This window comes from Bacillus sp. S71 (assembly GCF_016625265.1).
Lineage (GTDB): Bacteria > Bacillota > Bacilli > Bacillales > Bacillaceae_G > Bacillus_A > Bacillus_A cereus.
The window spans coordinates 325,264-347,354 of sequence record NZ_JACVUW010000005.1; the positions used below are offsets into that span (position 1 = coordinate 325,264).

Here is a 22,091-nt window from a genome sequence, read left to right on the forward strand (position 1 = left end):
AATTCACTCCCCACTTTGCTTAATTCCACAAACTGGACAGTAAGTAGAGTTTTTATCGATATGCTCATTACATGAAATACAATTTACCGTTTCACCTTCATTTTCTACTGCTAACATTGGGTTAGGCTTTCCACACGAACCACAAAACTTATCATTTATTGATAAAGGTCCACCACATTCACATGTAGCTTTTTCACCTTGTTGTTTTTGCAATTCAACAATGCGTTTTCTTGCTTGATAAATAGCTACATCAAATTCTTGAACTGGAGCAATCATTTCTTTTAAGCTCGCTTCATTTACTCCATTTCCTCTTAATTGAACGTACACTTGCTGTCCAACCTCTAATAGAACCTCTGCTTTTTTCTGCATTTGCACTTGCATTCCCTTTTTCAATTGAGCAATTTCTTGTGCAACTTGCAACTTCATTTTCCCTTGTTCTATTCCTTCTTGTAACTTATTCATTCCACTACCTAACTTCGTCTGTAAATCTGACAAATCATTTCTCCTCCTATACGTATATATTCATATATGAAATTAACATTTTATATATTACCATGATTTTCAAGTTATGTAATCCAAATTTCATTTTTTCTGTTTTGAGCATTTTTTGTTTATAATGGTAAAGGAAAGAAATATGTGTACGGAGGAATATTATGCTGCAACACTCAATTACGAAAGATGAAATTATGATGATTGCGAATGAGTTCGTTCAAGGACTAGATCCACAGCAAACAGCTGATCAGGAACATGTCGCTACAGCTCGGCACCTATATCGTAGTGGTGTTGTCTACAACGTTGACTTTGATGGTTATACACTATCAGGAACTGTAGATGCGGAAGGCAACGTATATAGCGTTCATATTCCGATTCGTAACGTCGCTGAAAGTTATTGTGATTGCTTCGCACCAACACAATGTGAGCATATGCTTGCTGTATTACTATCTGCAGCGTCTAGTTTCGGGCAAGTAGGAGATGTATTAACTTTATTTAAAAATAATACGAAACCTTCCCTTCCTCCTATTCGAACTGCAAGACAAGTATTGCAATCATCAGCTTTTGAAGAAACCGATTATAAAAGTTGGCAATCGTATTTTGAAAAAGAATATGAATCATTTAAAAAAGAACAAGCTCGGCTTACTTATAAACAAATGTATTTTCTTATGAGTATCTTTACAGATTTCTATACGAAACTTGAGCGGAAAGCTCCGCGTGTCATTGCGATACATGAATTATTCAGGTTACACGCAGCACTTTACTGCTTTCAAAAGTTATTAGAAGAAATTCAGGCATTCGACGCAAACAAAACGTATTCTTATCACCAACCTGTTAATGTCATTCGCCTATTTGTAGACAAAGTGGAATCCATCGTTCGGGACTTACAATCAGAAGCGATTCCTTCAGAGTCTGAAATAATTTTACAAGAAACAGCTCGTCTCGTTCATGAAGTATTCTTCTCTACCGACACTTATACGCAAGAGCGATTTTTCATTTATCGTCACATATGGAGTGAACTTTTAAACAATAAAGAGAAAATACAAGAAGAAGAAAAACGAATCGATACGAAAATCAATCCACTATCCAAAGCGTTAGCGTCTTCCCATCTTCTCTTTTTGAATGACGAAGATCTACTAGCGATGGACTTACTAAAAAAACAGCCTGCTTCTGTTGTGAGTCTATACTTCTATTGGTTAGAAGAACTATTAAGTGCCATGCAGTGGGATCGTGCGAAAAATTGGCTTTCCTTTACGTATAAACAAGTAAAGAAAACAATCCAAGATCACGAAAATACGATTTTTATAAAAGATGTCGTTCGCCTATTTGTAATCATGTATGAAACATATGCAACACATACAAATGAACAAGCTGGTTTCGAAATGATCTTACAAGAACTATTACCGTATAGTTTCACAAACTATGAACAGTACGTACTCGCGAAAAAACAGTATCGCACATGGGCAGAGCTTCATCTCCTATATGGATTTGAAGCAATTGAACTGTTAAAAGAGCCACTGAAAGATATTGAAAAAGAAGCGCCAGAAGCGGCACTTCCTCTTTACCACCTTGCTGCTGTAGAGGCAATTGAAGAACGAAATCGCAAATCATATAAACGCGCAGTTCGTTACTTAAAGAAATTACGTACATTATATAAACGATTAAAACGCACCGATGAATGGGATGCTTTCATTATTCACATCGCCAATCTCCATTCACGTCTGCGTGCACTACAAGAGGAATTACGGAAAGGAAAATTAATCGATGATCAATCAAACTGAAGTAACAATTAGGCTCCAGCATGTTAGTCAAGGTTGGTTCCTTTGGGGAGAAGATGACAGCGGTACTCCATTATCCGTAACAAGTTGGAAACGAAATGCATTCACATGGCACTCCACTTCTTTCTACGGTACGTTTCTAAAAGAGGCAACCTTCGAAGGAAAACAAGGTGTTATGCTGACAAACGCACAAGCATTTGAATACATTGCAAACAAACCGATGAATTCATTTGCACATATGCAAATAAACGGACCTATTACAGCCCTTACGAAAGATGCAAATGAATTATGGGATGCCTTTACGAGTGGTAGCTTCGTACCAGATATGAATCATTGGTCCAAACAACCATCTTGGAAAGTTCAAAATACACCAATTGAAGATGACACATTAGCATCTCTTTTCTCAGCAGCAGTTAATGAAAGCATATTACAAGATAATCGCTCAAATGACGGCTGGGAAGATGCCAAAAGACTATATGAACATTACGACTTTACGAAAAGACAATTGGAAACAGCACTACATGAAGAAGATTGGCTTCGAAAAATTGGTTATATTGAAGATGATCTTCCGTTTACAATCGGACTAAGACTGCAAGAACCACAAGAAGAATTTGAAATGTGGAAGCTTGAAACAATTGTGACACCAAAGCGCGGGGCGCATCGCATATATGTATATGAAAACATCGATTCCTTACCGAAAAGATGGCACGATTACGAAGAACGGATTACAGAAACACAAGAAGGTTTTAGTAAGCTCATACCGTGGTTAAAAGAAGAAGATACGTTCCGAAATGAGCTCTTTGAAACCGAAGCGTGGAACTTCTTAACAGAAGCAAGCAATGAATTACTTGCAGCTGGCATTACAATTTTACTACCATCATGGTGGCAAAATTTAAAAGCAACAAAACCGAAATTACGTGTCCAGTTGAAGCAAAATACAGCACAAACACAATCGTTCTTCGGTATGAATACGCTCGTTAATTTTGACTGGCGCATTTCGACAAACGGCATTGATTTATCAGAAAGCGAATTTTTCGAACTCGTTGAACAAAACAAACGTCTATTTAATATAAACGGTCAATGGATGCGACTAGATCCAGCCTTTATCGAAGAAGTAAGGAAACTCATGAACCGTGCCGATAAATACGGACTAGAGATGAAAGATGTCCTGCAGCAACATTTATCAAATACGGCTGAAACGGAAATTGTAGAAGATAATAGCCCGTTTACTGATATTGAAATCGAACTAGATGGATATTATGAAGAACTCTTCCAGAAGCTGCTTCATATTGGAGATATTCCAAAAGTAGATGTCCCTACTTCACTAAACGCAACACTTCGTCCGTATCAACAACACGGTATTGAATGGTTATTATATTTACGAAAGCTTGGATTTGGAGCATTGCTAGCTGACGATATGGGACTCGGGAAAAGTATTCAAACAATCTCTTACTTACTATATATAAAAGAAAACAATCTCAAAACAGGCCCTGCATTAATCGTAGCTCCGACATCTGTTCTTGGAAATTGGCAAAAAGAATTTGAGCGTTTCGCACCGAATTTACGTGTTCAATTACATTACGGAAGTAATAGAGATAAGGGCAATTTATTTGAAGATTTCCTTCAATCGGCAGATGTTGTATTAACATCTTATGCATTGGCTCAGCTCGATGAGGAAGAACTGACTTCATTATGCTGGGATGCTGTTATTTTGGATGAAGCACAAAATATTAAGAACCCACATACGAAACAGTCGAAAGCAGTACGAAACTTGCAAGCAAATCACAAAATCGCTTTAACTGGTACGCCGATGGAAAATCGCCTCGCTGAACTTTGGTCCATTTTCGACTTTATTAATCATGGATATCTCGGAAGCTTAGGGCAATTCCAGCGCCGCTTCGTCACACCGATTGAAAAAGATCGTGATGAAGGAAAAATCCAACAAGTTCAACGATTTATCTCACCATTTTTACTGCGCCGAACGAAGAAAGATCAAACAGTCGCATTAAATTTACCAGATAAACAAGAACAAAAAGCTTACTGTCCTCTTACTGGTGAACAAGCTTCCTTATATGAACAACTTGTTCAAGATACACTGCAAAATGTCGAAGGATTAAGCGGAATTGAAAGACGCGGTTTTATATTACTTATGCTGAACAAGCTAAAACAAATTTGTAATCATCCTGCTCTTTATTTAAAAGAAGAAGAGCCACAAAATGTCGTTGAACGCTCCATGAAAACAAAAACGTTAATGGAGCTCATCGAAAATATAAAGGATCAAGATGAAAGTTGCCTCATCTTCACTCAATACATCGGCATGGGGAACATGCTAAAACGTGTGCTAGAAGAAAAATTCGGCCAGCGTGTCCTCTTCTTAAACGGTAGTGTACCGAAAAAAGATCGTGACAAGATGATTGAGGAATTCCAAAATGGAACGTATGACATTTTCATCTTATCTTTAAAAGCTGGCGGAACAGGACTAAACTTAACCGCTGCCAACCATGTCATTCACTACGACCGTTGGTGGAATCCAGCTGTGGAAAATCAAGCAACGGACCGCGCATATCGCATTGGTCAAAAACGATTTGTTCATGTTCACAAACTCATTACTACAGGAACATTAGAAGAAAAAATCGATGAAATGCTAGAGAGAAAACAATCTCTAAACAATGCGGTCATCACAAGCGATAGTTGGATGACTGAACTATCAACAGACGAACTAAAAGAATTACTTGGTGTATAAAGTGAAACTTTAATCAGTGGGGGTTTTGTTCATCCCCACTTATTATTAGTTGAACCAATCGGGCTTTTACGGGCAGTTGATCACCTCCCTAACTCCTTTGCTTTCGCTGAATTTTGAGGTGGGGGTCTTACTGCCCGTTAATGCGGGATAAAGTGAAACTTTAATCAGGCAAGTTACAGGAAATTTTACTACCCGCAAAAAAGAGCTAATCTCGAAATGAGATTAGCTCTTTTTTCTATTCCAAAACCAATTACTTATTATAATCCCGGTTAATCCGCCGCACGTATCAAGCAATGAATCTTGCCACATTGGTGTACGGTCCCCCGTATACCATTGATGGATTTCATCAAATGTTGCATAACCTGTAACGAAAAGAAGGGCATATATAAAACATCTTTTCCTCGAATGACCTGATCGATGAAAAGCGTAATAAATCAATGAACCTAGCATAAAGAACACCATAAAATGAGCACCTTTACGAAGGAAAAACTCAATAAATCCGCCTACACCTTTATTCGCAATACTAACAGGGGTTCCTCCACCATAATCGATAGATACCCATGAAAAATGCTCTTTCACAAATTCAACATTTACATATTGTTCAATATCTGAACGCATATCCTGCTTTTTATATGGTTGTGCCGAAGAATAGAAAATCAGCCCCATCCATAGTAATACAGGAATCCAAAATAACCATTTACGATTCATTATCCAGAATTCTCCTCTCTTAATCTTTTAAGGGTACCAAAAAAAAGAAAAAATTTCACGCCAAAACATGACATTTGTACCCTATTTATAAAGTGAAAGGAGGTGATACACATGGCAATTGAAACAATCGTAATGGATTTAACTTTACGTCTTGTCTTAAACAACGGATTAGATAAGAACGGCAAAACAGTTTTCAAGAGCAAACAATTTAAACGTGTTAAAACAAATGCGAGCTTAGATCAAGTACACAACGTAGCTCATGCTCTCGCTTCCTTACAAGCATCACCACTTCACGCTGTACAACTTGTTAGCACATCAGATCTTTCTAAACTATAAAGTAAAACTCGGATCAGTGGGGATTTTATTCATCCCCGCTGATTATTAGCCGCAATTTAACCAGCAGACCCGAGTCCCGTAAATAGCGGGATAAATACAAAGGAGGGAATAACACATGCAAGTACTAGAATTGATTTTCGCGAAAGAAGATGGAAAAACAGTCGTTTTTTCTATCGATACGCCCATCACACCAATCGATGCACAAGTCGTAAATCAAGTAATGGATACAATCCTTGACTCATCTGTATTTTCATCCATTGATGAAAATACAAGAAAAAAGGGAGCTCGCCTTGTAGAAAAAAATGTATCTGAAGTTCCAATTACTCTATAAAATGAAAAAGACGAATCTGCATCATTTTGCAGATTCGTCTTTTTTCTTCGGCATTTCAATCGGAATAAAAATCTTTGAAAAACCGACGCATACGTACTTATAATGTTCTTCACCTATATCAAACTCAGTCGTATATGTTGAGAAGAATATATAATCATTTCGCTTCGTATAATGATCAATTAATAACCCAACTTGTGGCTCAACATACTTTTTCGCTAACTTTTTACCGGCCGATGCCAAGTCGCCAAGGAGACCCTCTTCATTCTCTTTTTGAACTTCATCTAGCTTCTTACTCACATCATTACGCTTCATAAACTGCTTCGCTGCCCATTCTGTATATTCTCCTTTACTCGGATTGCTGTTTGCTAAATATACTAGGAGAACGACAACTAAAGCCATAATAATATACTTTTTCTTCATACTATATCACCGCCTACTCTTTTCTATTTTCATATATATGTACAAGCGATGCAAATTAGAAAGACTATCACCTATTGATTGTAAACGAATAGCCAAAATTTACAATATGAAATAGAATATTAACAATTAATTTACTTAATTTATATATAATTATATTCAGAATGAAAATTATAAGGGAGGATATAGAATTATGGATAATGAAAACAACATTTTTATTTCTAGTTCTACAATGATGCTTGAACCATGTAAACACCCTTATTACCGTACAAAAATTATCGACAGTAGCGGGAACCATCTTTACTCTTGTCAAACTGCTCTCCAACTTATACAGAAATCTTGTCTAACAAATATTCATTCTACTTATCAAGGGAGACGTAATGCTGTAAAAACAAAATTTAAATTTAAACAAAACGTTCCAATTCCGATCAATCATAGAGAATATATTTGTGCTTTCCCAACAGAATCTCCGGCTTCTCCAAATTGTATTTGGCTTTTCTTTAAACATGTTCATACAATAGAGTTTTTCCAAAAAGCTAAACGAGCTAAAATTCATTTTTCAAACGGAGCTACCGTAACGATACAAATTAGTTCCCATAAGCTAAGTCAGCAATTATGGAAAGCTGGATATGTATTATCCCAAATGAACATGCAAGATTCATCACCTTAATAACAAATAGAATGGAAGGTAGTATTTCCTTACCTTCCATTCTATTTGTTATTTTTATCCTCTTACACTATCTCGCATTTTCTCGAGTGCTTGCCGATACATCCATCTTACTTGATAATATGTCATTTCCGTCTCTAAAGCGATTTCTCCCATCGTCTTCCCTACAAAAAAACGTTCAAAAATAATATACTTCTCCTTCTCGTCTAACACACTCATAAAATCCTTCACTCTCATTTCAACATCTTCAAAATGAAAGATGTCCTCATACTCTCCTACACATACACATCTTTCTTGTACAGTAGATTCTTTCTTCAATCTTTCTAATATATAACCACGCACCGTTACAAGTGCATATGCAGGGAAATACCCCTTCTTTGCATCAAATCTTTCATACGCATGCCAAAGACCAATTAAACCACATTGATAATACTCTTCATAATCTTGGCGAATACCTAATTTCTTTATTTGATTTACAATCATCCCTTCATACAAAACAACTGCCTCTTTAAAAGTCGCTGGCTTCACACAGTACCCGTTTCTAAAAGGTATACCTTTCTAGTATTCCGCGGTACCTTCACAATATAAAAATAAAGAAAAGATTTCACTGTGAGTAATTTCAAATACTACCGACGGAATTTGAAATTACACTATGTAGTATTTGAAATTTTGTTGGCGGTATTTGAAATAGGGATAAAAATAAAAAAGGTGACTCCGAAGAGCCACCTTTTTAAAATAATATGTTATGCACCGAAATCAGAGAACATGCCGCCTAACATACTAAACCCAATTGTAAGGATAAAGAATATAGAAATTAAAATTATTGCTTGTTTTTTACTTAAACCAGCAACAATATGCAAGCCTAAACCAGTTAAAATTAAACTCCAAATATTAAAGACTTCAAATGCAGAACCAATGCCATATGCAATTGTTCCTTGTTCAAATAAAGGCCCTAAACTTGTATATTTATCAGCGCCATTCCCACCTAAAATATATCCTATAGCTACATTAAGAAGACTACCAACATAAAAGACAACATTGGCATATATATAAATAGATAGTATCTTCATATATGGAGTATCATTACTCATAAACATCATAATAACTTTATAAAATCCTGCTACTACAAAAAGACCAACAGCTGTTCCAACTAGACCTCCAATAGCTCCAAATCCAAGTGTAGTCCATTTCATTATGCCTGTCGTATCATCCTTAACTAGCTTCGCCAACTCCGGGGTATTAAGTAATCCTAAATAAGATACCGCTGCCGCTAAGATTGTCCCCATTAGAAGAAATAAGAAAAACCCTCCCCAAACCGGACTTTTCGTCTTCATTCTCTCAAACTGCTCACCTGGAGAAGTAATCATTCCAAATAATGATGGCTTTTTTGAAACTACATCTTGCGTATTAATATTCGCTTCCATTATAACGCCTCCCTCTATTTATATAACCCGTTCTAACGGGCGGTTCACTTCCTCATGCAAGAGGCTACGAACCGCCCACTAGAACGGTAATGTGTAGTTCTACTACACTATTAATTATTCATAACGCAATGCTTCAATTGGATCTAATTTCGCAGCTTTGTTCGCTGGAATTAATCCGAAAATAATACCAAGTGTCATCGAGAACAGTACGCCTCCAACGACAACTTCCCATGAAACAAGTGGTGGCCATTTTGCGAATGTAGAAACGATATATGCTCCGCCATACCCAAGACCAATTCCGATTAAACCACCTAGAAGTGTTAACATAACTGCTTCAATTAAAAACTGTAATAAAATTTTACTACGCGTTGCTCCAAGTGCTTTACGTACACCAATTTCACGCGTACGCTCCGTTACAGATACAAGCATGATGTTCATAACACCAATTCCACCAACGACTAATGAAATACCAGCGATACCACCGATGATCATTGTCATAATACCGGTCATCTTCGAAATACCTTCTTGAATTTCTTTTAAATTCATAACTTCATATTTACCAGTTGCATCAGTCGGTTTACGACTATTTAAAACATCTGCAGCTTTTTTACCTGCTTTTTCTAGATTATCTACATTTTTTGCTTGAACAGAAATATTTTGAATTTCATCTTTTCCATACAGTGTCGGCCATAATGAAATGGGAACTAGTGCTTCTGATGGTCCCATTCCCATAAACTCATTATCTGATTTGTAGACACCAATAATTTGCATCGGTTGACCTTTCATTTCAATAATTTTACCGACTGGATTGGTATCCTTAAACACCTTTTCTTCCATTTGTTTACTAATCATGACAACGTTATTACCTTGATCCACATCTGATTCTTGTAAAGAACGTCCCTTTAACAACTTTACTTTATTTACTGCAAAGTACTCACTATCTAATCCAGTAATACTCACCATTTCTTTTTTATCTTCAATATCAAGTGGTTCCATGGTTGAATTTGTTGTTACCACATGTGCGATTTCTGGAATTTTTTTAATTTCAAAAATGTCTTCTTCAGTTATCTTCGGTGCTTCTACCATTCCCATACCGAAAGGATCGTTTATATCTGCACTATAATGAATCGGAACCGTTTGATTACCTGCCCCAACAAACTGCGATTTCAATGCAGCTTCCCCGCCTTGCCCAATTGCAACGACTGTAATAATCGAACCTACCCCGATAATAATACCGAGCATCGTAAGAGCTGAACGTAATTTATGAGCTAAAATAGAAGATAGGGCAATTTTTATACTATCTAGTAAACTCATACCGCACACCTTCTATCTTCTGTAACTTTCCCGTCTCGCAGTACAATGCGGCGGGAAGAATACGCTGCTACTTCCTCTTCATGCGTAACCATAACAATCGTCGTACCTTCTGCATTAAGCTTCGTGAAAATATCCATAACTTGCTCACCAGACTTCGTATCAAGTGCACCAGTCGGTTCATCGGCCATAATGAACGTTGGGTTATTCGCAATCGCTCTTGCAATCGCTACACGCTGCTTCTGTCCACCGGATAACTCATTTGGTAAATGATGCACGCGGTCTGCTAACCCAACTTTACCTAACGCCTCCAAAGCACGCTTGCGACGCTCCGCTTTCTTCACGCCACCGTATACGAGCGGAAGCTCAACATTTTCCACTGCGGAAAGACGAGGCAGTAAATTAAAATGCTGGAATACAAAGCCAATATATTCATTACGAATTAAAGCAAGCTTTGACTCGTCTGCTGTTAAGATATTCACGTCATTCAGCATATATTCGCCTTCTGTTGGACGATCTAAGCAACCAATAATATTCATAAGCGTCGACTTACCAGAACCAGACGGTCCCATAATCGAAACGAACTCACCACTCTGAATCGTTAAACTAATGCCATGCAAAATCGGCACCGCCAATTTTCCTTGATAATACGTTTTAGCAATATTATTTAACGTAATCATTTCTCTTTCACTTCCATTCCGTCATACACATCGTCGGAAGGATTTTTAACCACCTTTTGCCCCACTGTTACGCCTTCTACAACCTCTGTCCAGTCTCCATCAGTAGAACCTTTTTTCACATTTTGTTTACGAAGCTTCCCTTTATCCTCAACATAAACAAATGCATCATCGCCTTTTTCTACAATGCTTTTACTTGGAACAGCAATCATCGTCTTATTCTCTAAGTTTACTTGCAGGGAAACATGATAACCTGGAGATAAACCATCTTGACTATCAAGGCTAGCTTTATATGTATATTGGGACATATTTTGAGTTGGTTCACCCATGCCGCCAGCTTGCGCCATCTCTGCACTTGTTGGGAATTCGCTTACCTCTGTAATCTTACCAGTCCACTTCTTCTTATTATTTGCTTTCGCTGTTACAGTGAATGTTTGATCCTTTTGAATTTGTGACTTCTGAAGCTCAGTTAACGTACCTTGAACTTGGAATGGATCTTTAGAAGCTACTTGTAAAAACGATTTTCCTTGACCACCTAACGCTTGAGATGAACTTTGTGCCGCATCTTTATCTAACTTTTGAACAACACCAGCGAAATTACTATAGATCGTAAGCTCTTTCTGCTTCTTACTTAACTCTTCTTTCTGCAACTTTCCTTTTTCTTTCTCAAGGTCAGTTGTCTTTTGAGCTATCTCTAATTCGTTTACTTGCTCGTCCATCGGATCTGTTACTTCTTTCCCAGCTCCGCTATCTTTTGCCTTCTTAATTTCTTTCTTGAGCGAATCAATCTTCTTCTTTCCTTGATCATAACGCATATCCGCCATCTTCTGATCAAGCTCAGCTTGCTTCATTTGAAGGTTAATCTCTTCATTGTCATAAGAGAATAACTTCGTACCTTTTTCTACCTCTTGCCCTTCTTTCACCTCAATATCTTTCACTTTTCCTTTGGCCGGATCTGCATAGAAGCTTTCAATATTACCAGGCTTCACCTGACCAGAAATTAACTTTGTATTATTCAGCTTACGCTCTGTCACTTTCTCAAAACTTACAGCATCAGCATTTGTTGATGCACCCTTCTTCTTACCTTGCATAACAAAAATATTAATTGCCGCTACAATAACAATTAGTGCAATAACCCCAATAATAATCCATTTCTTCTTCTTGTTTGGAGTACGAACCGTATTTGGTAACATATTCTCTCTCCCTTTATAAATTAATAGTTTAATAAATAACATAATTGTATAAAACTTTCTGAAAATAAACTGTATATTATTACAATCTTTTTACAAAGTTTTACACATCCATTTATATTGTAACAAAAATTCCAATGATTAGAAATATGACATTATATCTTTTAAGATAGATTTAAGGAAAGATTATATTATATAGAAAAAGCCATCCAAAATAATAATTGGATAGCTTTTCAAACAAAATATTACGCTACTTTAGGATCTTTTCTCTCATGTCCACGTTGAACAATAAATAAGAAGATTGTTGATAAAACCGCACCTGTTAATAGTAAGATGAAACAACCATCCCAGCCAGAACGATCAACAATAACACCAATTGCTGCGTTAGCTACAAGACTTCCGCCTACATAACCGAATAGACCACACATACCAACTGTCGTACCTACTGCAAATTTCGGTACTAATTCCATCGCACTTAAACCGATTAAGAACTGTGGTACATAAATTAAACAACCGATAATAGAAACTGCAATACTTACAACAAGTACGCTAGTTGCTTGCCAATATATAAACGTACCAATAACAACTCCAACCATACTAATAATACATAATGGCATACGTTTTCCTTTAAATAATTTATCACTTAAAAAACCAACGATTAATGAACTTGGAATTGCCATCCCTTCAAAGATTGCATATGCCGCATGCGCTTCTGCTTTTGAAAATCCTTTAACTGTCGTTAAATAAAGTGGAACCCAGTTAATAACACCGAAACGAATTAAATAAACAAAAGCATTCGCAATACATAAGAACCATACAAATTTATTTTTCACTACATACTTCATTAAAATTTCTTTTGGTGACATCTTGTTAGCATTATCTGCTTTTTCAAGATTTTCATAGTCATTACGATACTCATCAATTGGAGGAAGACCTTCAGATTCTGGTGTATCCTTCGCATTAATCCAAACAAGAACTGAAATTACCATTGCGATAATTGCAGGGAAAATAAACACGCCGCCTTGCCAATGGTTTTCACCAAAAATACCTACACCAATTCCGACAAGTGGTGGCACAAGCATTCCACCAACGTTATGTGAAATATTCCAAAGACCTGTTTTCGTACCGCGCTCTTTCTTCGAGAACCATTTCGTCATAACAATACTACAAGGTGGTGCTCCCATACCTTGTACAATACCGTTAACAACAAGTAATGTAACAATCATCCCAAATGATGATGCAAAGCCGAAACAAATATTTACAAGCCCTGATAAGAATAAACCGACTGCGATAAAGCGCTGGGCGAAAGCTTTATCTGATAAATTACCCATAAAGAACTTACTAAATCCATAAACAATTGCCATTACTGAACCTAGTAGACCAATTTCAGCTGTGCTAAAACCATATTCTTGTACTAAATACGTACTTGATAACGTAAAGTTACTACGAACTAAATAATAAGCAGCATATCCAACTGAAATCCCGATTAACACACGAATACGTAGTAATCGATATACACGGTCGATCATATCCGCTGGCAATCTTTCAATTGCAGGTGCTGGCTTGAGCCATTTAAACATATATTTTCGTCTCCTTTTCTCACTTCAGAGAGAGACGCTGTCTATTCCATATCTCGATTATTCCGCTATTTGATATATTTTGTTTCGTCCTTCTAACCGGCTGTCCTTCTATTTCTTTCTCATTCTTCGCAAACATAGTTGGTACGCCAAACGACACTTTTTCTAAAATGTGACCCGCTTCTTCTGATAAACAATAATCAATAAATAAATCCGCAATAATACCACTCGGTGCACGTTTTAGTTTAGAAATCGCATTAACGGATAACCCTGTTTGCTCAGGTTCGTTACTTAAAATCGGAAAGCCTTGTTTTTGAAGCATTCTCTGATCTCCCATAAAGTTGATGCCTATCATATATTCACCGCTCGCAACAAGTTCTGCTGGGATGTAACCATTCACTGTTACTTCTCCAACTTGTTCTGCCAGATTCTTCACATATTCCTTCGCTTCCTCTTCACCTAACGTATCAATAAGTGATTGAAAAAACGTATATGCTGTACCTGAAACATTTGGATCGGGCATGACAATCTTTCCCTTATATACTGGATTCAATAAATCTTTCCATCTTAACGGATACGAGAGACCAAGCGGCGCTATTTCCTCGTTCCACCGCTCTTTATTAATCGCAATTGCCAGCTTCTCCACTTCATAACCGTACCAATAACCATCTTTATCTTTAACAGTTTTTGAAATACGATTTGCATGTTGGCTTATCACAGGAATAGAAAGATTTTTTTGCTTCATCATTTGATGCGCATCTACTGTACCGCCAATAATAATATCCGCCTTCGGATTTCCAGCTTCTTCTTCCACTCTACGAAGAAGTTCTTCTGTTGAAAGACGAATAAATTCATACGTACATCCGCGCGGCTTACAAAATGATGAAAGTAACGCTTCACCAACTTCCTCACGAGCCGCTACATACGCAACAATATGACGATCATCCAAAATAGGGAGACCATTTTTACTATATTTAATAGAGGTTGTATCTCGAGAGCAACTAGACATCGCTCCTCCAATTACTAGCAAAAAGAAGAAAAAGGCTATCTTTCTCATGACGCATTCTCCTTTACGAATAACTCTGCTAGAGAGCCTTTCATATACATGACATTTCCGTTATTATCACCGAGATATTGCACAACAAAGTACGATGGATACACAGAAATCGTAAGAATATCTTCACGATCATTCTTTACACGCTTACCTGTTTTATAAGCTGTAATATAAGCAATCGGTTCATTCTGCGATTGTAATAACTTCTGAATTTCTCCGTAATCTGTAATTTGCTTTGCGTATCGAATAGAATCAAGTATGTGCGTAAGATTGATAGTACGTACCACATCGCCTTGACGTACTACGACGTCCTTTGCTGAAGCAAAGAAATCACTAATACGCTCTGGCGTGTAATACAGGCTTAATAAATACGTTTGAAGTGCTGAAATCATCGGATCCATGCCATTCTTTCCGTATACATTTTCCCCATACTGGAACAAGTCACCTACTGCAAAAGTACGCTTATGTCCATTCAAGTACGTTACTTCTCCAGTAAATACTTGTTCTTGGCTCTTAACGCCCTCAGGCTCTATTCGAATTCGGTCAAAGAATGAAACAATCGTATGCAAACGAACTTCATCCGTTACAACAATTTCTCCCCACTTTTCATGTCTTACTTTCACTTCAATTGGAAGAGATTCATTCACCCTTTGTAAAACGGCTTGTTTATCATTTACAATGTTAATTCGATTATAGATTTGCTTCTCCATAACATAAAACAAAACAAGAGAAACAATCATACAAATGACAAACATAAGAATTTGAAATGATAGCCTTTTCATTTCTGCCTACCTCCAAGATAAAAAAACGTTGTTTCGAAAATACCGCATAATTGTTTCATAAATGTATCATTTAACCGCTTTCAAGTTTTTTATGTCTTCCATCCTTCTCGGAAGCAAAAATGTAATGAATATTGTAGTACCTATTTCTTCACTACTCTCAATCCGCATGCTTCCGCCCTGCTTATTCATAATCTCCTGACAAATATACAAACCATAACCATTCCCGTAACTAGAAGGAAGTGCCTTTCCTTTCGGAGACTCATTCCACTCTGCAAGCACCACTTCATCTATACCGATCCCATCATCATGAACAAAAACCTTCGCCTCATGCTCATTTACAATTACATTCATACGAATGTGCGAAGCATCACTATACTTAATTGCATTATCAAGCACATTTAAGAAAATTTGCTTCGTCTTATCAAAATCTGCAACAACATGTACATCCGTTAACTCATTTATCACTTCAATTTCAAACTGATTTAGACGAGGTTTCACAATTGAAACTGCTTCTTCTGCCAATTCCTTTATATTCACAACTGTAGGAGACACCTCAAACGTACTCGTCCCATATTTCGAAGACTTAAGCAGTTCCTCTACAAGTGATAATAAACGCTCACTTTCCACAGCCACATAACGAAGACTTTCCTGTACATCTTCTTTCGATTGTAACTTCGGAATTAAATCAACATAACCAATAATCGCCGTTAGCGGTGTTTTTAGCTCATGCGTAATACGGTCTAGGAAATCTTTCTGCTTCTCTTTCTCCTCCTGCAATTGCTTAATATGCAGTTCAATTCCATCGGCCATCGCGTTAAAAGATGCGGAAAGCTGAGCGATTTCCACGTACTCATTTAACTCAATCTTACTCTTATAATCACCATTCGCGAGCCGCTGTGCCATTTGTCTCAACTGATCAATTGGTTTATGAAGAGACTTCGCCAAACGGATCGCAAAGAAAATACCGGTAGCTACTAGGCAAAGAGACGTCATTAAGAACGTCCAGCTCACATTTGTTAAAACTTCCTTCTCACCCGTTAACTCATTTATAAAACGAATACTTCCAATGACATCGTTTCCATAATATACTGGGCTTGAAAACAAAAGAATGGGAGCGGGATCCGCCTCCTCAAAAACATAAGACTTCTTTCCCTTCAAGGAACTCTCAATGTCGATGTTACGGTGAAGCAATGCTCCTTTTTGTGTATCTGCAACAACATCGCCATTCTTCCCGATCATCTGTACACGGACATCCATACGCTTCGCTAAATACGACGCAATTAAAAGTGAATTAGGCCCAAGCGTATCCACTTCTGCTTCCTTCTCTAAATAATTCATCGTGTAAATTTGTGCTTCTACACTTAACTTTTCTAAAGAATCTGCTGCGTTATGATACATATTCTTTTCTAACGTAATATAAACAACTGCATATAAAAGAACAAAAATCGGAATTAACAGCCCAACTATTCCAAACACCATATTTCGCTTTAAAGACATACCATCACCACTTAACAATCCAGTTTATAGCCAACGCCATAAATTGTCTTAATATATTCTCCGCTCGTCCCAAGCTTCTTTCGAAGTCTCTGCACCATAATATCAACTGCTCTCGTATTTCCGATATACTCAAATCCCCATACTTTCTCAAGCAACTCATCCCTCATAAACACACGCTGCGAATTTGAAACAAACAACTGACATAAATTAAACTCTCGGTACGTTAACTGAATCTCTTTTCCACTCACATGTACCTTTCTTTCCTTGGGACAAATCACTATCTCTCCAGCCTCAATTACTTCATGACTTACAGCCGCCTCCGTCTTCTTTACACGCCGCGCCATATTCTTAACCCGAAGAATAAGCTCCGCATAATTAAACGGCTTCGTCACATAATCATCAGCACCAAGCTGCAAGCCAAGCAACTTATCATTCATCTGACTCTTTGCCGTTAACATAAGCACCGGAATATCCCTATCCCTCTCACGGAACAAACGAAGCAACTCATACCCATCCGTATCTGGAAGCATAACATCCAAAATCAATACATCCGGCCCTTCATTCCATCGCTCTAAAGCTTCTCTCCCATCAGCCGCTGCCAATACTTCATAACCTTCCATCTCCAACTGCATCCGAATCAAATTACGAATACTCGATTCATCATCAACCACAAGTATTTTCATTATTTTCCTCCTTCCATCATGTATTATAGTACAGTTTAGTATAGCAAAAATCGTACAAAAAAAGAGAGGGTATTGTCGAACATATTTTGTCGACGATACCCTCTCTTTCACTTATTATATTTATTTAGCATATCCATTCGGTTGCTTTTGATGCCAATTCCAAGCATGTTCAATGATTGTCTTAACATTTACATACTTAGGATCCCATCCTAGCTTCTCTTTCGCTTTCTTAGAAGAAGCAACTAAACGTGCTGGATCGCCCGCACGGCGCGGTGCTACCTCAGCAGGAATTTCATGATTTGTAACTTCTCGAACTGCATCAACGATTTCTTTTACACTGAAACCATTACCATTTCCTAAGTTATAGAAATCACTCTCTCCGCTGTTCTGCAAGTCTTTAAGCCCTAAGAAATGAGCCGCTACTAAATCTTCAACATGAATATAATCACGGATACAAGTACCGTCTGGTGTATTATAATCATCACCAAACATCATAATCTTCTCACGTTGACCTAAAGCCACTTGCAGCACAAGAGGAATTAAATGTGTTTCTGGACGGTGATCTTCCCCAATAATACCATTTGGAGTTGCACCAGCCACGTTAAAGTATCTGAAAATCTTATAACGTAAATTAGAAGCTTGGCTATACCAATGAAGCATCTTCTCGATTGCTAACTTCGTCTCTCCGTACGTATTCGTAGGATTTGTCATCGTTTCCTCAGTAATAAGATCCACATCTACCTCACCATACGTTGCCGCAGTAGAAGAGAAAATGAACTTATCTACCTTAAACTCATCCATTACCTCTAATAAACAAAGTGCACCATACACATTGTTATTATAATATTGAAGGGGCTTTTCCATACTAACTCCGACTAAAGAATCAGCTGCAAAATGCATAACAGCCTCAATATTTTCTTGTGTAAAAACATCTCTTAAAAATGCTTTATCACGAAGGTCGCCATTATAAAATTTCGCGCCTTCCGTAATTGCATCTTCATGACCAGTTTGTAAGTTATCTACTACTACTACAGATAAACCTTCGTCTACTAATTTTTTCACAGCGTGAGAACCGATGTACCCGGCTCCGCCGCAGATTAGGATTGAGTTCATTGTTTTCCTCCTACTATTTTCAAATCTCTTAATTATAAAAGGACAAGGTATACGAGAACTCGTACACCTTTTATCTCTCCTTCATTACTTAGCTACAAAATAATCAGTTACATATTTCGCCCAAACGTCATGTCCTTTTGCACTTGGGAAACCAAATTCTTCTTGTAAGTATGGTAGGATAGCCTTTGTTGTCGCATCAGGCCATGCTCCCCAATGATCAATATATGTATAATTATTTTGCGTTGCAAATTGTTTTAATGCTTCAATCGATTTCGGATAATTTTTCGCACCATACACTGGATTTGATGGTTGAATCATAATCGTAGCGCCTTTTGCACTAGTAGAAAGTGCTTGAACAAACTTCTGTGTATTCACAACAGAGTTCCCATTACCAGTTTTACCGTTATCAGTAATGAATGGTGGTTCAAATAAAATCACATCTGGATTGTCTTTCGCAATCTCTTTATCACGCTTATTCGCGATTAACTCTTCTGTGCTTTCACCCTTATATTCCTTTACCGTCACATTCCATAAACCTTTACCGTAAGCTGTTTCTAAATTAGTTGTTAACTTAGCTGCCCAAGCATCTTTTGCAGATGAAGAAGCTTCATCACCAACAATAACAAGGTTTACTGGCTTTTTATCCTCAGCAGCTTTCTTTAACTTCTCTTTCACTGCATCTGGCAAGTTCTTCGCATATGCTTCATTAAAAGATGACTTTGTATCTTGTTTTTTCTCTTCCTTTTTCTCTTCTTTCTTTGCTCCGCTATCTTTCACTTCAGCCTTTGTTTTCGTTACTTCACTCGTTTGTCCTGTTGCATTCGCAATCTTCTTATTCCAGTACAGTTTACCACTCACAATCGAAGCTACAAACAATACAAAAATAATAAGGACAAGTACTGCTTTCTTATTCATCGATTCACCTCATCTATTAATCTCACAATATATAATACTAATATAAATCCATGCAAAAATAAACCCAACTCCTTCCAAAGGAGTTGGGTTATTACATATTACTTAGTCACTTCAAGATGCGCTCTTAACTTATTCGTTAAATCTTGTTTTGCAGCATCCGGAACATAGTAGTACCAAATACCATCAGCGGCTTTGTGACCGTCACCTGGGATTTGAATATCTTCACTGTTTTCCAGGCAATTTTTATAATTCTTTTGCATATCAAACATTTGATCTTGCGTTAAGTTTGTCTTCACATTTTTTTGAATTGCTGTTAACACATCACCATAACTTGTTAAAGAAGAGAAAGTAGCGCCTTTCTTAATAACAGCCTGCATCACTTGGCGTTGACGCATTTGACGTCCGAAGTCACCTCTTGGATCCTCATAGCGCATACGCGTATATGCTAGCGCTTGGTCACCCGTTAGATGAATACTTCCTTTTTGGAAATGCTGCCCATCAAGTGAAAATTCCAAATCATTATTAACATCTACACCGCCTACTGCATCTACGATATCTTTAAATCCTTCCATATTCACTTCAATATAGTAATTGATAGGTACATTTAAGAATTTTTCTACCGTTGCGACAGACATATCTACACCACCAAATGCATACGCATGGTTGATTTTATCACTTTTCCCTTTTCCAACGATTTCTGTATATGTATCACGAGGGATACTTACTGTTTTCATTGAATTATTTTTGGGGTTTAATGTGATGACCATTAAAGAATCTGAACGTCCTTTGTCTTCACCGCGTTCATCAGCCCCTAATAATAGGATTGAAACTGGTGCTGATTTACTGATTTTCTCTTCTTGTTTATTACCTTCATCACGCTTTAATGGTTTATGAACTTCATCTAATGTTTTTGAGACTTTTGAGTACACATTATAGGCATATACTCCGCCACCTATAATCATTACTCCTATTATTCCCAATATCCCAAATATGATTTTCCTTTTCATCTTCTACCCTTCTTTCTACAAAGCCCACCTGAAAAATATAAAAAGTTAAAACAAAAATTATAAACTATATATTATCTATGGCCTATACCTGAACTGGCTGTAATACTTCTACAGAATGTAAATTATTAAAATTATAGTATCGGATATTTATATCTTTTACATCTGTACAATTACGTGTATCGAAAATTACCGGGTTCTTCATTTCTTTTAAAATACTAATTTCATTCAAATTCTTAAATTCACTATGATCGGTCAATACTAAAATACATTCTGCATCTCCTATTGAGTCCTCAAAGCTATGTAATTTAAACTCAACTTGTTCCTGTTTCACATGAGGATCATGAACATTTACCTTGTAACCTTGTTCTTGCAATAAGCTTACAATATCCATAGCTGGGCTTTCACGAACATCATCAATATTTCCTTTGTAAGTAATACCCAATACAGCAATCTTAGCATCCTTATCTGGAACTATTTTTTGAAGTTGTTCTATTACAAAATACGGCATTGAATTATTGATTTTCCTAGCATCTGAAATTAAAATTGACTGTTCAGGAGCCTTTTCAATGATAAAATATGGGTCTACTGCCAGACAATGTCCTCCCACACCCGGACCAGGGAAGTGCAAATTAACACGTGGGTGATGATTAGCTAAATTAATTACATCTAAAGCATTAACACCAAGCCTTTCAGAAATCTTTACTAACTCATTTGCTAACGCAATATTTACATCCCTGAATGTATTTTCCATAAGTTTGGACATCTCCGCTGTCAACGCATTAGTTTCAATAATTTTCCCTTTTACAAATCCTTTATATAGTTCCACTGCTTTTTCAGTTGATTTTTGATTAATTCCTCCTACTATTCTAGTATTCTCCACAAGCTCTATTAAAATACGACCAGGTAGAACACGTTCCGGACAATGAGCTAAATAGATATCCTCACCAATCACCCAACCCTGCGCTTGTAAAATTGGTGCAACTATATCATCAATAGTCCTTGGAGGGATAGTCGATTCTACAATAACAACATTTCCTTTTGTTAGAAATGGTAAAATAGAATTTATTGCTTCTACTACATAATCTAGATTCGCTGTATTATCATTATTATGTGGAGTTGGAACAGCAATAATATAGGCATCTGCACAGGCTGGTTCCATACTAGCCTTAAGTTTTCCTTCTTTCACCACTTCCTCTACCAATTCACCTAGACCAATCTCTTCAATGTGTATTTTCCCCTTATTGATCATTTCTACAGTAGTAGGGTTAACATCTATTCCTATAACATTATATCCAGCTTTTGCAAATATAGCCGAAGTAGGTAACCCAATATATCCTAGCCCAATAACACAAATCTTTTTATTCATATTAACATCACCTTTAATTCCTT

At 37.0% G+C, this 22,091-nt stretch carries 22 protein-coding genes; 5 read left to right on the forward strand and 17 right to left on the reverse strand.

The window, feature by feature from the left end; translation table 11 throughout:
• Positions 1–3 precede the first annotated feature (3 nt).
• Positions 4–495 carry a zinc ribbon domain-containing protein gene (locus IBT51_RS14475; protein WP_001281749.1) on the reverse strand — a complete coding sequence of 164 codons (492 nt, stop codon included), beginning with the start codon at positions 493–495 and terminating at the stop codon, positions 4–6.
• A gap of 158 nt (positions 496–653) precedes the next feature.
• Between IBT51_RS14475 and IBT51_RS14480 the strand changes: the two genes are divergently transcribed.
• Together IBT51_RS14480 and IBT51_RS14485 are read left to right on the forward strand one after the other, a co-directional pair.
• Positions 654–2,273 carry an SWIM zinc finger family protein gene (locus IBT51_RS14480; protein ID WP_000939149.1) on the forward strand — a complete coding sequence of 540 codons (1,620 nt, stop codon included), beginning with the start codon at positions 654–656 and terminating at the stop codon, positions 2,271–2,273.
• Entirely contained in the window at positions 2,257–5,013 is a 2,757-nt protein-coding gene (locus tag IBT51_RS14485) for a DEAD/DEAH box helicase (protein ID WP_078401587.1), read from the forward strand. Before IBT51_RS14480 ends, IBT51_RS14485 begins: the two co-directional genes overlap by 17 nt.
• Positions 5,014–5,235: 222 nt before the next feature.
• Here IBT51_RS14485 and IBT51_RS14490 read toward each other — a convergent pair whose 3' ends face one another.
• On the reverse strand, positions 5,236–5,721 hold the full coding sequence (locus IBT51_RS14490) for a VanZ family protein (RefSeq protein WP_098390426.1): 486 nt from the start codon (positions 5,719–5,721) through the stop codon (positions 5,236–5,238).
• A gap of 111 nt (positions 5,722–5,832) precedes the next feature.
• On the opposite strand from IBT51_RS14490, the gene IBT51_RS14495 reads away from it, so the two are divergent.
• Both IBT51_RS14495 and IBT51_RS14500 read left to right on the forward strand, forming a co-directional pair.
• On the forward strand, positions 5,833–6,057 hold the full coding sequence (locus tag IBT51_RS14495) for a DUF1659 domain-containing protein (protein ID WP_000963861.1): 225 nt from the start codon (positions 5,833–5,835) through the stop codon (positions 6,055–6,057).
• 115 nt (positions 6,058–6,172) lie between these two features.
• Positions 6,173–6,388 carry a DUF2922 domain-containing protein gene (locus tag IBT51_RS14500; protein WP_200458728.1) on the forward strand — a complete coding sequence of 72 codons (216 nt, stop codon included), beginning with the start codon at positions 6,173–6,175 and terminating at the stop codon, positions 6,386–6,388.
• A 21-nt stretch (positions 6,389–6,409) separates the two neighbouring features.
• Here IBT51_RS14500 and IBT51_RS14505 read toward each other — a convergent pair whose 3' ends face one another.
• On the reverse strand, positions 6,410–6,808 hold the full coding sequence (locus IBT51_RS14505; RefSeq protein WP_000731405.1) for a DUF4359 domain-containing protein: 399 nt from the start codon (positions 6,806–6,808) through the stop codon (positions 6,410–6,412).
• Between the two features lie 190 nt (positions 6,809–6,998).
• Here IBT51_RS14505 and IBT51_RS14510 point away from each other — a divergent pair, with 190 nt between their 5' ends.
• Entirely contained in the window at positions 6,999–7,475 is a 477-nt protein-coding gene (locus tag IBT51_RS14510) for a competence protein ComK (protein ID WP_000368314.1), read from the forward strand.
• Between the two features lie 54 nt (positions 7,476–7,529).
• On the opposite strand, the gene IBT51_RS14515 is transcribed toward IBT51_RS14510, so the two are convergent.
• The 14 genes from IBT51_RS14515 to IBT51_RS14580 all read right to left on the reverse strand — a co-directional run bounded on the left by IBT51_RS14515 (position 7,530) and on the right by IBT51_RS14580 (position 22,068).
• A complete protein-coding gene (locus IBT51_RS14515) occupies positions 7,530–8,000 on the reverse strand; it encodes a sigma-70 family RNA polymerase sigma factor (RefSeq protein ID WP_157417299.1) in 471 nt (156 codons plus the stop codon).
• 215 nt (positions 8,001–8,215) lie between these two features.
• A complete protein-coding gene (yknW, locus tag IBT51_RS14520) occupies positions 8,216–8,896 on the reverse strand; it encodes a YknW family membrane protein (RefSeq protein ID WP_063538120.1) in 681 nt (226 codons plus the stop codon).
• Positions 8,897–9,010: 114 nt separating this feature from the next.
• A complete protein-coding gene (locus tag IBT51_RS14525; RefSeq protein ID WP_006922891.1) occupies positions 9,011–10,210 on the reverse strand; it encodes an ABC transporter permease in 1,200 nt (399 codons plus the stop codon).
• Positions 10,207–10,887, reverse strand: coding sequence for an ABC transporter ATP-binding protein (locus tag IBT51_RS14530; protein ID WP_000631624.1), 681 nt, complete (start codon positions 10,885–10,887; stop codon positions 10,207–10,209). The genes IBT51_RS14525 and IBT51_RS14530 overlap by 4 nt, the downstream gene beginning before the upstream one ends.
• A complete protein-coding gene (locus IBT51_RS14535) occupies positions 10,884–12,077 on the reverse strand; it encodes an efflux RND transporter periplasmic adaptor subunit (RefSeq protein ID WP_200458729.1) in 1,194 nt (397 codons plus the stop codon). The genes IBT51_RS14530 and IBT51_RS14535 overlap by 4 nt, the downstream gene beginning before the upstream one ends.
• Before the next feature lie 242 nt (positions 12,078–12,319).
• Positions 12,320–13,654 (reverse strand): MFS transporter, encoded by a 1,335-nt coding sequence (gene pgtP / locus IBT51_RS14540; protein WP_000477603.1) that lies wholly within the window; start codon positions 13,652–13,654, stop codon positions 12,320–12,322.
• A gap of 19 nt (positions 13,655–13,673) precedes the next feature.
• Entirely contained in the window at positions 13,674–14,708 is a 1,035-nt protein-coding gene (locus IBT51_RS14545) for an ABC transporter substrate-binding protein (protein WP_200458730.1), read from the reverse strand.
• The gene (locus tag IBT51_RS14550; RefSeq protein ID WP_000826618.1) at positions 14,705–15,487 is read right to left on the reverse strand and encodes a DUF3919 family protein; all 783 of its coding nucleotides are present in this window, start codon (positions 15,485–15,487) and stop codon (positions 14,705–14,707) included. Before IBT51_RS14550 ends, IBT51_RS14545 begins: the two co-directional genes overlap by 4 nt.
• A 66-nt stretch (positions 15,488–15,553) precedes the next feature.
• Complete coding sequence (locus IBT51_RS14555; protein ID WP_033696092.1) at positions 15,554–16,984, reverse strand: HAMP domain-containing sensor histidine kinase; 1,431 nt, start codon at positions 16,982–16,984, stop codon at positions 15,554–15,556.
• Between the two features lie 11 nt (positions 16,985–16,995).
• Positions 16,996–17,667: a response regulator transcription factor gene (locus IBT51_RS14560; protein WP_200458731.1), complete on the reverse strand. Its 672-nt coding sequence runs from the start codon at positions 17,665–17,667 to the stop codon at positions 16,996–16,998.
• A 120-nt stretch (positions 17,668–17,787) separates the two neighbouring features.
• Entirely contained in the window at positions 17,788–18,780 is a 993-nt protein-coding gene (galE, locus tag IBT51_RS14565) for a UDP-glucose 4-epimerase GalE (RefSeq protein WP_200458732.1), read from the reverse strand.
• Positions 18,781–18,864: 84 nt separating this feature from the next.
• Positions 18,865–19,695: an SGNH/GDSL hydrolase family protein gene (locus IBT51_RS14570; protein ID WP_098975813.1), complete on the reverse strand. Its 831-nt coding sequence runs from the start codon at positions 19,693–19,695 to the stop codon at positions 18,865–18,867.
• A gap of 98 nt (positions 19,696–19,793) precedes the next feature.
• Positions 19,794–20,702 carry a polyisoprenyl-teichoic acid--peptidoglycan teichoic acid transferase TagU gene (gene tagU / locus IBT51_RS14575; RefSeq protein WP_200458733.1) on the reverse strand — a complete coding sequence of 303 codons (909 nt, stop codon included), beginning with the start codon at positions 20,700–20,702 and terminating at the stop codon, positions 19,794–19,796.
• Positions 20,703–20,784: 82 nt separating this feature from the next.
• Positions 20,785–22,068, reverse strand: a complete 1,284-nt coding sequence (locus IBT51_RS14580) for a nucleotide sugar dehydrogenase (RefSeq protein WP_200458734.1) — start codon at positions 22,066–22,068, stop codon at positions 20,785–20,787.
• Positions 22,069–22,091: the final 23 nt, after the last annotated feature.

Excerpts from the sequence above, each read along its gene's own strand:
- IBT51_RS14480 (WP_000939149.1), top strand. The coding sequence starts at position 654 with ATGCTGCAACACTCAATTACGAAAGATGAAATTATGATGATTGCGAAT.
- IBT51_RS14485 (WP_078401587.1), top strand. The coding sequence starts at position 2,257 with ATGATCAATCAAACTGAAGTAACAATTAGGCTCCAGCATGTTAGTCAA.
- IBT51_RS14490 (WP_098390426.1), bottom strand. The coding sequence starts at position 5,721 with ATGAATCGTAAATGGTTATTTTGGATTCCTGTATTACTATGGATGGGG.
- IBT51_RS14495 (WP_000963861.1), top strand. The coding sequence starts at position 5,833 with ATGGCAATTGAAACAATCGTAATGGATTTAACTTTACGTCTTGTCTTA.
- IBT51_RS14500 (WP_200458728.1), top strand. The coding sequence starts at position 6,173 with ATGCAAGTACTAGAATTGATTTTCGCGAAAGAAGATGGAAAAACAGTC.
- IBT51_RS14505 (WP_000731405.1), bottom strand. The coding sequence starts at position 6,808 with ATGAAGAAAAAGTATATTATTATGGCTTTAGTTGTCGTTCTCCTAGTA.
- IBT51_RS14510 (WP_000368314.1), top strand. The coding sequence starts at position 6,999 with ATGGATAATGAAAACAACATTTTTATTTCTAGTTCTACAATGATGCTT.
- yknW (WP_063538120.1), bottom strand. The coding sequence starts at position 8,896 with ATGGAAGCGAATATTAATACGCAAGATGTAGTTTCAAAAAAGCCATCA.
- IBT51_RS14525 (WP_006922891.1), bottom strand. The coding sequence starts at position 10,210 with ATGAGTTTACTAGATAGTATAAAAATTGCCCTATCTTCTATTTTAGCT.
- IBT51_RS14530 (WP_000631624.1), bottom strand. The coding sequence starts at position 10,887 with ATGATTACGTTAAATAATATTGCTAAAACGTATTATCAAGGAAAATTG.
- IBT51_RS14535 (WP_200458729.1), bottom strand. The coding sequence starts at position 12,077 with ATGTTACCAAATACGGTTCGTACTCCAAACAAGAAGAAGAAATGGATT.
- pgtP (WP_000477603.1), bottom strand. The coding sequence starts at position 13,654 with ATGTTTAAATGGCTCAAGCCAGCACCTGCAATTGAAAGATTGCCAGCG.
- IBT51_RS14545 (WP_200458730.1), bottom strand. The coding sequence starts at position 14,708 with ATGAGAAAGATAGCCTTTTTCTTCTTTTTGCTAGTAATTGGAGGAGCG.
- IBT51_RS14550 (WP_000826618.1), bottom strand. The coding sequence starts at position 15,487 with ATGAAAAGGCTATCATTTCAAATTCTTATGTTTGTCATTTGTATGATT.
- IBT51_RS14555 (WP_033696092.1), bottom strand. The coding sequence starts at position 16,984 with ATGTCTTTAAAGCGAAATATGGTGTTTGGAATAGTTGGGCTGTTAATT.
- IBT51_RS14560 (WP_200458731.1), bottom strand. The coding sequence starts at position 17,667 with ATGAAAATACTTGTGGTTGATGATGAATCGAGTATTCGTAATTTGATT.
- galE (WP_200458732.1), bottom strand. The coding sequence starts at position 18,780 with ATGAACTCAATCCTAATCTGCGGCGGAGCCGGGTACATCGGTTCTCAC.
- IBT51_RS14570 (WP_098975813.1), bottom strand. The coding sequence starts at position 19,695 with ATGAATAAGAAAGCAGTACTTGTCCTTATTATTTTTGTATTGTTTGTA.
- tagU (WP_200458733.1), bottom strand. The coding sequence starts at position 20,702 with ATGAAAAGGAAAATCATATTTGGGATATTGGGAATAATAGGAGTAATG.
- IBT51_RS14580 (WP_200458734.1), bottom strand. The coding sequence starts at position 22,068 with ATGAATAAAAAGATTTGTGTTATTGGGCTAGGATATATTGGGTTACCT.